Source organism: Flavobacterium sp., assembly GCF_044377315.1.
Classification (GTDB): domain Bacteria; phylum Bacteroidota; class Bacteroidia; order Flavobacteriales; family Flavobacteriaceae; genus Flavobacterium.
This window is the reverse complement of the sequence record NZ_JBILJG010000006.1, coordinates 1-11,798: the sequence shown is the minus strand read 5'-3', so window position 1 is coordinate 11,798 and position 11,798 is coordinate 1. Positions and strand designations below refer to the sequence as shown.

Genomic DNA, 11,798 nt, shown 5'->3' with positions numbered 1-11,798 from the left:
AGGTTGCTTTCACAACCTCTTAACTGCCCAAACAAACAAACTATAGACTAACCAAATCTATTTACTTTAAAACTGTCACTTTTGAATCATCAATATTATAAGCTTTTATAACAGCATTATAATCTGAAAAATCAATTGAAGAACTACCTTTTGAAAAATAACCAGGAACAATTACTATTCTAAATGTTTGATTTGTAATGTAACTTGGTGTAAATGTCAAATCATAAGTTCCACCTGCATATATTGTAAAATCTTCTCTACTAAAATCAAAGTCATAATCTAATTCACCTTGAGGAAGATATAAAGTTCTAGGAATTGATTGCCAAACATTGGAATTGTTACTAGTTGTTCCAGACTTTCTATAAATCAATATCACATCCGAAGAATAAATAGTTGGATTTAATCTTTGATAAATTTCATAATTGTTACCTCCAGTATATCCAAAGTTAATATTTCTCAATTCAAAAACTTCGCTAATTGTATCATTATCAACTGGAGCTGGTTCAATTTCATTGACTGTGCAACTTTGCAGTCCTATCATCCCGATAAAGACTAACAATAATGTAATTTTTTTACTCATTGTTTTTTGATTTAAATGATTAATGATATAGTGTACATTCCAATTGTTGTGCCAAAGTTTAGTTTTAACAAAATTTTGTACTTTTGAAAAATGGAAAACCACTACAAACTCTACATGATAATGCTTGGTTGTCGCCCTGAAGGCAGATATACTGAGCAACACGACATATTTTTTGGCATCGGAAAATCGCTGAAAGAATTAATTCCGAGTATGAAAGCTTTTTGGCCAGAAGCTAAAGGAAAAATTCACATTGATGCTTGGCGAGAAGTTACCATGGTTGATAATTTCAAAATTGAAGTTGTTGCTAGAAATAATTCCATAGCAACAGATTCGCAATTATTTTTTATTAACCTTGGTGGTTATAAAGAAAATGAATTTGAAGAATACCATTATAAGGTTTTAGCAGTTGGGAATTCAATGGCAGAAGCTTCTAAGAAGGCAAAATCTAATGCTTTTTTCAAACATTTTACTTTCAAAGGTGCCACTTCGCATATTGATGATAAATACGGAATTGATGTAGATGATATTTTTAATGTAAAAGAAATTCTTTCGTCTACCTTTACAGAACAATTTGAATTAAAAATCACACCAACAGAAGATAGATTCCTACAGAATGACAAACTGAATGTTGGCTATCTCAAATTAGATAAAATTGTATAAAATGGGAAGAAACAACGAACGAAATATAAAAACGCACAACGATAAACTTCACAAAGAACAAGACAAAGTCAAAGCTAAGAAAGCAGCTCGAGAAGAAAAACTAAAAGCAATGGTTAGAAAATTTAATGAAACAAAAGAATAATGACTACTTGCTATTGTGGAAGTACTTTCTTATTTGAAAACTGTTGCCATCCTTATATTAAAGGTTTGGCAAAAGCACCTACAGCCGAAGCATTAATGCGTTCAAGATATTCCGCATATGCAACTCAAAATGCTGATTATCTAGTTGCAACAACTCACATTTCTACAAGAAAATTTCATAAAAAAGTTGCAATTTTAGATTGGAGCAAAAGCAACCAATGGATAAAATTAGAAGTTTTAGCTTCAACAGAAACTAGAGTAAAGTTCAAGGCTTATTATCTAGACTATCAACTAAAAGCGCAAATTCATGAAGAATTTTCAAGCTTTGTTTTTGAAAATGGAAGTTGGTTTTATGTTGATGGTGTTTATAATTAGCACAACAATTATATACCACTTTTTTTCCTTTTAAACAATGATTTTAGTAACAAATACTTCGTGCTTTTAATGCTAAATTTACAAAATAATAAAAGTTTAAAAAGACGATTATGAGCAAAAATGAAGTTGTTAGCAAAATTATAGAAGAACAAAAAACAGTTATAGCCAATTTAGAAAATTCGGTTTCAAGATACCGAACTGCTTCCGATATTGATGAACATGATAGTATTGATCCTGAAGATTTTTCGCACCAAGAAGAAGCTAAAGATATGCAATTACGCTATGAGCAAATGGCAATACAAGCAAAAACCAATTTAGACATTTTAGAATCATACAAAAACAAAAATTGCGCAAAACTAGTAGCTGGAGCTTTGGTTGAAACAGAAGATTTATATCTTTTTATAGGAATTTCTACTCCTCAATTTATATTGAATGATAAAAATGTAATTACTATTTCTGAACAAGCTCCCATCTATTCCTTATTAAAAGAGAAAGTTGTTGGAGAAAAAATTACAATTGGAAAAATAGAAAACACCATTTTATCTATTTCTTAATTTAACTTGAATCCAAATTTCTTCTTCTGAATTAGTTCATTATTTATATAAATGAAAAAATTATTTAAAAAAAAGAGACGCGATAAATCGCGTCTTTAAATAATATATTTTTGTGATTATTACATATTCCTTCTATATTGTCCGCCAACTTCAAACAAGGCACTCGTGATTTGTCCTAATGAACATACTTTTGTGGCATCCATTAATTTTTCAAAAATGTTTTGGTTGTTGATGGCTGCTTCTTGAATAATATTGATTTGTTCGGCAACTTTTTCACCGCTTGTTTTTTGCAAATTGGTTAACATATCGATTTGATATTGTTTTTCTTCTTCGGTGGCACGAATTACTTCGGCTGGAATTACAGTTGGTGAACCTTTGGAACTTAAGAAGGTATTTACACCAATAATTGGAAATTCTCCTGTGTGTTTCAAGGTTTCGTAATACAAACTTTCTTCTTGAATTTTTGAACGTTGGTACATGGTTTCCATTGCTCCAAGTACACCACCACGTTCAGTAATTCTGTCAAACTCTTGCAAAACGGCTTCTTCCACTAAATCAGTTAATTCTTCAATGATGAACGAACCTTGAATTGGATTTTCATTTTTCGCCAAACCTAATTCTTTATTGATAATCAACTGAATTGCCATAGCTCTACGAACAGATTCTTCGGTTGGTGTCGTAATCGCTTCGTCATATGCATTTGTATGTAATGAATTACAGTTATCATAAATTGCATACAATGCTTGTAAAGTTGTACGAATATCATTGAAATCAATTTCTTGCGCGTGTAACGAACGTCCAGAAGTTTGAATATGGTATTTCAACATTTGTGCTCTTTCGTTGGCTCCGTATTTATTCTTCATGGCTTTTGCCCAAATTTTACGAGCAACTCGACCAATCACTGCATATTCTGGATCAATTCCGTTGGAGAAAAAGAATGATAAGTTGGGTCCGAAATCGTTGATGTTCATTCCACGACTTAAATAATATTCCACGTAAGTGAACCCATTAGCCAACGTAAATGCCAATTGTGAAATTGGATTTGCTCCAGCTTCTGCAATATGATACCCAGAAATTGAAACCGAGTAGAAATTGCGAACATTTTGTTTGATGAAATATTCTTGAACGTCACCCATCAATCGTAATGCAAATTCTGTAGAGAAAATACAAGTATTTTGTGCTTGATCTTCTTTTAAAATATCAGCTTGAACCGTTCCACGAACTTGAGCTAATGTTTTAATTTTGATATCATTATAAACATCCAAAGGTAAAACCTGATCTCCAGTTACTCCTAAAAGCATCAAACCTAAACCATTATTTGCTTCTGGTAAATCGCCTTGGTATTTTGGTCTAATAGTTCCTTTTTTCTTGTAGATTTTGTTGATTTTTTCTTCAACTTCTACTTGAAGATTATTTTCAACGATGTATTTTTCACAATTTTGATCGATTGCTGCATTCATGAAAAATCCAAGTAACATTGGCGCTGGACCATTAATTGTCATTGAAACCGAAGTTAATGGATGACTTAAATCGAAACCTGAATATAATTTTTTTGCATCGTCTAAACAACAAATAGAAACTCCAGCATTTCCGATTTTTCCATAAATATCTGGACGAATATGTGGGTCATTTCCATATAAAGTAACCGAATCAAAAGCAGTTGATAGACGTTTGGCTGGTAATCCCGCAGAAACATAATGGAAACGTTTATTAGTTCGTTCTGGACCACCTTCTCCTGCAAACATTCTGCTTGGATCTTCTCCTTCACGTTTAAATGGATACAAACCTGATGCAAATGGAAATTCACCTGGTACATTTTCTTGCAAATTCCATTTTAATATATCACCCCAAGCTTGGTACTTTGGCAATGAGATTTTTGGAATTTGAGAATGTGATAAACTTTCGCTATGTGTTTTAATTTCAATGACTTTATCACGAACTTTAAAACTATAAATTGGATTTTTGTATTTGTTTACTTTTTCATCCCAAGTTAAAATGATTTCCCAATTGTATGGGTCAAGATTCATTTTTACTTTATCAAATTGGTCTAAAAGCAAATCCATAAAAACCTGAGATTCCTTCGGAATGACAAGATTGTGGTCAATTCCAGCTTTTGTTAAGTTTGGTTTGCTTCCAAAAACAGTTTCTATCGTTTTATAAATTCCATATAACATTTGAGCTACTTCTACTTGAGTTAAAGCAGTTTCATCATATTTTCTATTACTTTCGGCAATCTCAGATAAATATCTAGTTCTATGTGGCGGAATTACAAATATTTTCTCGCTCATTTCACGAGTAATTTGGAACGTAGATTTTAAATCAGCTCCGGTTTTTTCTACAATTTTATCCATAATAGATTTGTAGAGTGTATTCATTCCTGGATCGTTGAATTGTGAGGCAATTGTACCGAAAATAGGCATCTTTTCTACATCAGCATCCCAAAGATTGTGGTTGCGTTGGTATTGTTTTTTTACATCACGAATGGCATCTAAAGCGCCACGCTTATCAAATTTATTTAAAGCAACCATATCGGCAAAATCCAACATATCGATTTTTTCCAATTGTGTAGCCGCACCAAACTCAGGTGTCATTACATATAAAGAAACATCAGAATGCTCAATAATTTCGGTATCTGATTGACCAATTCCAGAAGTTTCTAAAATAATAATATCGTATTTGGCAGCTTTTAAAACTTCGATTGCTTCATTTACATATTTCGACAAAGCCAAATTAGATTGGCGAGTTGCCAACGAGCGCATATAAACTCTAGGATTATTAATAGCATTCATACGAATTCTATCACCTAAAAGTGCACCACCCGTTTTACGTTTTGATGGATCAACCGAAATTAATCCAATGGTTTTTTCTGGAAAATCAATTAAAAATCTTCTAACTAATTCATCAACTAATGATGATTTTCCTGCGCCACCAGTTCCTGTAATTCCTAAAACAGGAATTTTGGATGTTTGATTTTTAGTGTGAATTTTATCTAAAGTTTCTTTAGCAACATCTGGAAAATTTTCGGCAGAAGAAATTACACGAGCAATGGCTGTTGGATTTTTTTCTTCTAAATGATTGATTTCTCCATTCAATTTATCCCCTATTGGATAATCAGAACGTTGTACCAAATCGTTAATCATTCCTTGTAAGCCCATGGCACGACCATCATCTGGAGAATAAATTCTTTCGATTCCGTATTCTTGTAATTCCGAAATTTCACTTGGCAAAATTACACCTCCGCCACCACCAAATATCTTAATATGCCCTGCTCCTTTTTCCTCAAGCAAATCATGCATATACTTAAAATATTCGTTATGACCCCCTTGATATGAAGTCATTGCAATAGCATTTGCATCTTCTTGAATGGCGGTATTCACAACTTCTTCAACACTTCTATCGTGACCAAGATGAATAACCTCAACACCTGTTGCTTGAATAATTCTTCGCATTATGTTGATAGCAGCATCATGACCGTCAAAAAGTGACGCAGCTGTTACAATTCTTACTTTATTTTTAGGAATATAAGGACTTTGTGCTTCCATTGTTAATTTTTCTTCAAATTTAAGTGCGCAATTTACGAATTTAATAATTTTTATTCGATTTAAATTCCTTAAAATTTAAGCCACTATATCTACTAATTATTTGAAATTAAATTAGACATACAATATGAAAAGAATAGCAATAGTTATAGTAGTAACAATACAGTTTTAGGATGAAATTACTGGCTGTTTGATAAGTATAACATTCTATTAACATAACTATTGACAAAATAGTTTGATATTTGCATTGTAATAAATAAAATTTATTATTTTGTTTTGGTTAGTTGAGTTTAAAAAATTGCCAGTGTTTTGAAAAAAGCATTGGCATTTTTTTGTTAATTACTTTGAATAAACAAAATTACTTCTTTATTAAAAACAGAGGCTTGCTCTACATTTACAACATGTCCACATTTTTCAATTACAAATAATTTGGATGATTTATAGTGTCTTGCAACCACTTTTCGAACGGAAGGCAAAAACATATAATCTTCTTCTCCCATTACATAAAATGTTGGAATAGAAAGTTCTTGCTGACGAAACCATTTTAAGATAGGATTGATTTCGGCAGTGAGTTTGAACCATCTTATAAATTCTTTTTGGTATAACTTTTTTGCCTCATTTATAAACAACAACCTTGACTGCTTATGATTTTTATTAGGCATAATGACAAACGCAAAAAACTTATATAGAACCAAATAAGGTAAAACATATTTAAAAATATTTCCCAATCGCATCAATATTTGAGAGCGGAAATTCATTTTCAAAATTGCACCGCCCATAATCATACTTTTTACTCGATTTGGGTGTGTTTCTGCTAATTGTCGGATTACAATTGTTCCTAACGAAATACCAACAAAATGAGATGATTTTATTTGTAAAAAATCTAAAACTTCTAAAACGTCATTGGCTATTGACTTGAATGTGTAATGTTGCTTGATAGCTTTTTTAATGGAAGAATTTGAGTTGCCGTGACCACGTAAATCTAACAACAAAACATTAAAATGCTTTTGAAACTCTCTTATTTGCTTAAACCAAATAGAAGAACTTCCTCCTGCGCCGTGCACAAAAGTTACCCATTGATTGGCGTTTTCGTTTTTATAGAGTGTATAGGAAATCAAATGTTACTTTTTAAAATCGCTTCCATTTCGCTTTGCATTTTCATGGCTTCTTGTCTTGCTTTTTGTGCAAAATCGTGACCATTGGATGCATAAATTATGGCTCTTGACGAGTTGATTAATAACCCAACATTTTCACTCATTCCATATTTGCATACTTCTTGTAAACTTCCACCTTGGGCACCAACTCCTGGAACTAACAAAAAACTAGTTGGAATTATTTTTCTTATTTCAGTGAAATATTCCGCTTTGGTTGCTCCTACAACATACATTAGATTTTCGGAGTTTTTCCAAGTTTTTGAAGTTTCAATCACCGTTTTATAAAGTTCTTTTCCTTCTATCATTTTTGTTTGAAAATCAAAAGCTCCTTCGTTAGAAGTTAATGCTAATATAATAGTATGTTTGTTTTCAAAAGCTAAAAATGGTTCTACAGAATCTTTCCCCATATAAGGTGCAACTGTTACCGAATCAAAATTCAAATCTTCAAAAAACGCTTTGGCATACATAGAAGAAGTGTTTCCGATATCGCCACGTTTTGCATCGGCAATTGTGAAAATTTCGGGATATTTTTCGTTTATATAATTGATTGTTTTTTGCAAAGACTGCCAGCCTTTTATTCCGTATGCTTCATAAAAAGCAGTGTTTGGTTTATAGGAAACGCACAAATCATGTGTAGCATCAATTATAGCTTTATTGAATTCAAAAATAGGATCTTCTAGTTCTAATAAATGTTGAGGAAATTTAGTCAAATCAACATCTAAACCTATGCAGAGAAAGGATTTTTTGTATAGAATTTGTTCAATTAGTTGTTGTGTTGTCATTAACAGTAGTTTGACAACAAAGTTACTAAACTTGATGTATTAAAACTAAAATCAGAAAAATTTAATTAAATTAGCCTAAAAAATTAAGTATGGCTTCAAAAAACAAAATTACTTTCAACACTTCTAATTTTCTTTTTTTGATATTGTTGGTTTTTACTATGTATGTATTAAAACCATTGGTTGTTCCATTGTTGTTTTCAATTATGCTTTGTATTCTGGTGTTTCCAGTTGTTAAATTTTTAGAGTATAAATTACGATTCAATAAAGCGCTATCGGCTTTGACTGCAATAATAGTAATGATTATCAGTGTTTTTATTTTGTTTTCATATATTGGATTTCAACTTTCTGATATTGTTTCAAAAAGTAGTTTTTATGCTTATAAATTAGAACAGATATATAATAATTATGCTAGTGATATTGAATCAAGTTTTAATTTTAAAATAAATGATTTAACAAAGAATTCAATAAATATTGGAAAAACATTGAAAGATAATTTTTCCAATATTATGCAATTTATCGGTGCTTCAGGAAGTATTCTTGGAGATTTGGTTTTGATTCCTATTTATATGTTCTTTTTTTTGTTTTACAGAAGTTTTTTTCAAAGTTTTTTATTGAAAGTTTTTTCAAACGACAATAAAAATACGAGTGTAAAAATGATTATTCAAAAACTATACAAAGTTCAAAAAAGCTATTTATCTGGACTTTTTACCGTTATGGGAATTGTTGGTGTTTTAAATAGTATCGGACTACTAATTCTAGGGATTGAAAATGCTTTTTTCTATGGATTTTTAGCGTCTTTATTACTATTAATTCCTTACATCGGAATTATAATTGGATCGTTAATTCCAGCAGTGATTGCTTTAGTTACAAAAGATTCGGCATGGTATGCTGTTGGTGTTATAGCTTTATTTGGTTTTATTCAATTTTTAGAAGGAAACTTTATTACACCAAAAATTACTGGCTCAAAAGTTAGTATAAATGCATTGGTAGCAATTGTCTCTATCATAGCATTTTCGATGCTTTGGGGAACATCAGGAATGATTTTGGCATTACCAATTGTAGCCAGTTTAAAAATTCTATTTGATAATATTGCTGGTTTAGAGCCTTACGGATTTATATTAGGTGAACCCGATGAAGAACATGTAACACTTGAAGCAAGAATACGATTGAAAAAGTGGAAAGAAATTAGGAGAAAGAAGTTGGGAGTTTGAAGATGGAAGTTAGAAGTTTTCAAGAGTAAAAATGGATTGCTTTCTAGCCCCGATTGCAATGAAAATCCTTTTCTTTTTTTCTTTAAAAAAAGAAAAGATTGTAATGGAAAGCGGGAAATACCATTACTGATAAAGCCCAATCCATTCGCTTCAAAAAAAAATGCCAAACTTAATTAGTCTGGCACTTTGTTCTATTCTATTTTGTTTTAAAAAACTTCCGATTCTTTTAGTTTTTCCATGTTGTTGACTAATTGAAGTTCGTCAACAAACTTTTGAATTTTGCCGTTCATAACGCCATCCATATCGAAAACATCTAAACCAATTCGGTGATCTGTTACACGCCCTTGCGAATAATTGTACGTTCTAATTTTAGCTGAGCGGTCACCCGAACTAACTTGAGAAGTACGTTTTACGGCATCTTCAGCTTGTTTTTTGGCTAATTCCTGTTCGTATAAACGAGAACGTAAAACGTTCAACGCTTTGTCTTTATTCTTGTGTTGCGATTTTTGATCTTGACATTGTGCCACCAATCCAGTTGGAATATGTGTCAAACGCACAGCCGATTTTGTTGTGTTTACCGATTGACCACCAGGTCCAGACGAACAGAAAAAATCTACACGAACATCATTCATATCTATTTGTACGTCAAATTCTTCCGCTTCTGGCAAAACCATTACTGTTGCTGCCGAAGTATGTACACGACCTTGTGTTTCTGTTTGTGGCACACGTTGCACACGGTGAACGCCTGCTTCAAATTTTAAAGTTCCATAAACATCTTCGCCGGTTACTTCAAAAATTACTTCTTTGAAACCACCAGAAGTTCCTTCATTCATATCTACAACCGAAGTTCTCCAACCTCTTGATTCACAATATTTAGTGTACATCCTGAATAAATCTCCAGCAAAAATTGACGCTTCATCGCCACCAGTTCCGGCACGAATTTCAACCATTACATTTTTCGCATCTTCTGCATCTTTTGGAATTAGCATAAACTTGATTTCGTCCTCTAAAATTGGAAGACGTTCTTTGGCTTCATCCAATTGCATTTTGGCCATCTCAACCATTTCGGCATCGCTACCATCATTTATGATTTCGTTGGCTTCTTGCATATTTCCAGTAACATTAATCAACTCTTCGCGCTTTTCCATCAAATCTTTAAGTCCTTTATACTCTTGATTTAATTGCACATAACGTTTTTGGTCGGCAATAACGTCGGGTTGAATAATCAAATCCGAAATTTCGTCGAAACGCTGTTTTACATATTGAAGTCTTTCTAACATTGTACTCTTATTTTTGGAGTGCAAAAATAGTGAAAAGATTGCAGAAATGTAAACACGAATTTCACAAATTTGCACAAATTAGTATTGTCTGAAATTTCACAAACAAAATATACTGTTTAAGCTGGTATTTTTACTATTTTTACTTTTTCAAAACATCTATTTATGAAGTCAACTAAGTCATTCTTACTTTTTTTATTCTCAGTAACCCTATTTATTTCTTGTAAAAAACAAGACGAAAAAGAAAATTCGATAAAAGAATACAAACAACTTAAAAAAGCTAGTTGGTTTTTGGGAAATTGGGAAAACAACTCAAAAGAAGCGCTTTTTAAAGAAAATTGGAGTCAGAAAAATGACAGTTCTTATTTTGCTGAAAGCTTTGTAATTGTAAAAAAAGATACCGTTTTTTATGAAAAAATGGATTTGTATCAAGTGCAAGATTCTTTGATAATGAAGATTTCTGTTAAAGAACAAAATAAAGAAAAACCTGTTTCCTTTTATATGACAAAATCGAATGAAAAAGAATTGGTTTTTGAAAATTCAAAACATGATTTTTCAACAAAAATCATTTACACTAAAATTACAAATGACAGTTTAGTTGCTGCAATTTATGGAAAAAAAGGTGGAAAAGAGATAAGTGAACTTTTTCCAATGAAAAAAACTAATTAATATTTTAAGAATGAAAAAAATACATTTTTCAATTGTTGCACTACTGCTACTTTCTATTATTTCGTGCAAAAAATATGATGCACAAGGTAATCTTATTAAAGATTATGACGAGTTAGAAAAAGCTAACTGGTTAGTTGGCGAATGGGAAAAAACAGATAGTTTGGGTACGCTTAAAGAAATTTGGACCGAATATGACGATAGCACTTATGTAGGTGAATCGTACTATATAATAAACAAAAAGGATACGATTCACAATGAAAAAATTGAATTGATGCAAACTGGAGAACATTTGATTTATTATGCTACCATAAAAGGTGAAAACAACGACGAGGCTATTCCCTATCAAATGACTAGTGATGAAGATAGTTTGATTATTTTTGAAAATCCTAAATATCCATTTCCAACCAAAATTCAGTATAACTTGAAAAAGAATAAAAGCATTATGGCTACCATTTCTGGAAAACAAAACGGAAAAACTAGTTCAGAAACGTATGTGTTAACAAGAAAAAAATAACTCAAAACCTTACTATTGATTTTTTTTTGAATTTTTATAATTTCATAAAAGAAATTTGTAATTCCATTTGCTGGTAATTAAAAAATAAACATAAAAGTCACAAAGGTTTTTGATACTCTTTTGTGACTTTTGTGTTAAATAATTCTCTTTATATTCATATAAAAAACCTCGTCTATTTCTAAACGAGGCTTCTATTTTCTATTTTCTTTTCTCTATTTTTTTTCAGGAATCGAAGCCAAAATCTCCAACAAGAACTTCCAGAATTTTTGAGAAGAAGCAATATTCGCTCTTTCATCTGGGCTGTGTGCTCCGTGAATAGTTGGTCCAAACGAAATCATATCC

12 protein-coding genes are annotated in these 11,798 nt (G+C 31.5%); 7 read left to right on the top strand and 5 right to left on the bottom strand.

Annotated features, from left to right (window positions below; genetic code table 11):
* Positions 1-61 precede the first annotated feature (61 nt).
* Complete coding sequence (locus tag ACIQ66_RS03005; RefSeq protein ID WP_396211325.1) at positions 62-580, bottom strand: hypothetical protein; 519 nt, start codon at positions 578-580, stop codon at positions 62-64.
* A 90-nt stretch (positions 581-670) separates the two neighbouring features.
* On the opposite strand from ACIQ66_RS03005, the gene ACIQ66_RS03000 reads away from it, so the two are divergent.
* The 4 genes from ACIQ66_RS03000 to ACIQ66_RS02985 all read left to right on the top strand — a co-directional run bounded on the left by ACIQ66_RS03000 (position 671) and on the right by ACIQ66_RS02985 (position 2,310).
* Positions 671-1,240: a DUF1543 domain-containing protein gene (locus ACIQ66_RS03000; RefSeq protein ID WP_396211324.1), complete on the top strand. Its 570-nt coding sequence runs from the start codon at positions 671-673 to the stop codon at positions 1,238-1,240.
* Between the two features lies 1 nt (position 1,241).
* The gene (locus ACIQ66_RS02995; protein WP_396211323.1) at positions 1,242-1,382 is read left to right on the top strand and encodes a hypothetical protein; all 141 of its coding nucleotides are present in this window, start codon (positions 1,242-1,244) and stop codon (positions 1,380-1,382) included.
* Positions 1,382-1,756: a YchJ family protein gene (locus ACIQ66_RS02990; RefSeq protein WP_396211322.1), complete on the top strand. Its 375-nt coding sequence runs from the start codon at positions 1,382-1,384 to the stop codon at positions 1,754-1,756. Before ACIQ66_RS02995 ends, ACIQ66_RS02990 begins: the two co-directional genes overlap by 1 nt.
* A 110-nt stretch (positions 1,757-1,866) precedes the next feature.
* Complete coding sequence (locus ACIQ66_RS02985; protein WP_396211321.1) at positions 1,867-2,310, top strand: hypothetical protein; 444 nt, start codon at positions 1,867-1,869, stop codon at positions 2,308-2,310.
* A gap of 119 nt (positions 2,311-2,429) precedes the next feature.
* On the opposite strand, the gene ACIQ66_RS02980 is transcribed toward ACIQ66_RS02985, so the two are convergent.
* The 3 genes from ACIQ66_RS02980 to pyrF all read right to left on the bottom strand — a co-directional run bounded on the left by ACIQ66_RS02980 (position 2,430) and on the right by pyrF (position 7,785).
* The gene (locus ACIQ66_RS02980) at positions 2,430-5,852 is read right to left on the bottom strand and encodes a methylmalonyl-CoA mutase family protein (RefSeq protein ID WP_396211320.1); all 3,423 of its coding nucleotides are present in this window, start codon (positions 5,850-5,852) and stop codon (positions 2,430-2,432) included.
* 332 nt (positions 5,853-6,184) lie between these two features.
* The gene (locus ACIQ66_RS02975) at positions 6,185-6,967 is read right to left on the bottom strand and encodes an alpha/beta fold hydrolase (RefSeq protein WP_396211319.1); all 783 of its coding nucleotides are present in this window, start codon (positions 6,965-6,967) and stop codon (positions 6,185-6,187) included.
* Positions 6,964-7,785 carry an orotidine-5'-phosphate decarboxylase gene (gene pyrF, locus ACIQ66_RS02970; RefSeq protein ID WP_396211318.1) on the bottom strand — a complete coding sequence of 274 codons (822 nt, stop codon included), beginning with the start codon at positions 7,783-7,785 and terminating at the stop codon, positions 6,964-6,966. Before pyrF ends, ACIQ66_RS02975 begins: the two co-directional genes overlap by 4 nt.
* Before the next feature lie 89 nt (positions 7,786-7,874).
* Here pyrF and ACIQ66_RS02965 point away from each other — a divergent pair, with 89 nt between their 5' ends.
* Complete coding sequence (locus ACIQ66_RS02965) at positions 7,875-8,996, top strand: AI-2E family transporter (RefSeq protein ID WP_396211317.1); 1,122 nt, start codon at positions 7,875-7,877, stop codon at positions 8,994-8,996.
* A 206-nt stretch (positions 8,997-9,202) separates the two neighbouring features.
* On the opposite strand, the gene prfA is transcribed toward ACIQ66_RS02965, so the two are convergent.
* Positions 9,203-10,276, bottom strand: a complete 1,074-nt coding sequence (prfA, locus tag ACIQ66_RS02960; protein ID WP_396211316.1) for a peptide chain release factor 1 — start codon at positions 10,274-10,276, stop codon at positions 9,203-9,205.
* A 162-nt stretch (positions 10,277-10,438) separates the two neighbouring features.
* Here prfA and ACIQ66_RS02955 point away from each other — a divergent pair, with 162 nt between their 5' ends.
* Positions 10,439-10,942 carry a DUF6265 family protein gene (locus ACIQ66_RS02955; RefSeq protein ID WP_396211315.1) on the top strand — a complete coding sequence of 168 codons (504 nt, stop codon included), beginning with the start codon at positions 10,439-10,441 and terminating at the stop codon, positions 10,940-10,942.
* 10 nt (positions 10,943-10,952) lie between these two features.
* The gene (locus ACIQ66_RS02950; protein ID WP_396211314.1) at positions 10,953-11,456 is read left to right on the top strand and encodes a DUF6265 family protein; all 504 of its coding nucleotides are present in this window, start codon (positions 10,953-10,955) and stop codon (positions 11,454-11,456) included.
* The last annotated feature ends 342 nt before the right edge of the window (positions 11,457-11,798 follow it).

Excerpts from the sequence above, each read along its gene's own strand:
- ACIQ66_RS03005 (WP_396211325.1), bottom strand. The coding sequence starts at position 580 with ATGAGTAAAAAAATTACATTATTGTTAGTCTTTATCGGGATGATAGGA.
- ACIQ66_RS03000 (WP_396211324.1), top strand. The coding sequence starts at position 671 with ATGGAAAACCACTACAAACTCTACATGATAATGCTTGGTTGTCGCCCT.
- ACIQ66_RS02995 (WP_396211323.1), top strand. The coding sequence starts at position 1,242 with ATGGGAAGAAACAACGAACGAAATATAAAAACGCACAACGATAAACTT.
- ACIQ66_RS02990 (WP_396211322.1), top strand. The coding sequence starts at position 1,382 with ATGACTACTTGCTATTGTGGAAGTACTTTCTTATTTGAAAACTGTTGC.
- ACIQ66_RS02985 (WP_396211321.1), top strand. The coding sequence starts at position 1,867 with ATGAGCAAAAATGAAGTTGTTAGCAAAATTATAGAAGAACAAAAAACA.
- ACIQ66_RS02980 (WP_396211320.1), bottom strand. The coding sequence starts at position 5,852 with ATGGAAGCACAAAGTCCTTATATTCCTAAAAATAAAGTAAGAATTGTA.
- pyrF (WP_396211318.1), bottom strand. The coding sequence starts at position 7,785 with ATGACAACACAACAACTAATTGAACAAATTCTATACAAAAAATCCTTT.
- ACIQ66_RS02965 (WP_396211317.1), top strand. The coding sequence starts at position 7,875 with ATGGCTTCAAAAAACAAAATTACTTTCAACACTTCTAATTTTCTTTTT.
- prfA (WP_396211316.1), bottom strand. The coding sequence starts at position 10,276 with ATGTTAGAAAGACTTCAATATGTAAAACAGCGTTTCGACGAAATTTCG.
- ACIQ66_RS02955 (WP_396211315.1), top strand. The coding sequence starts at position 10,439 with ATGAAGTCAACTAAGTCATTCTTACTTTTTTTATTCTCAGTAACCCTA.
- ACIQ66_RS02950 (WP_396211314.1), top strand. The coding sequence starts at position 10,953 with ATGAAAAAAATACATTTTTCAATTGTTGCACTACTGCTACTTTCTATT.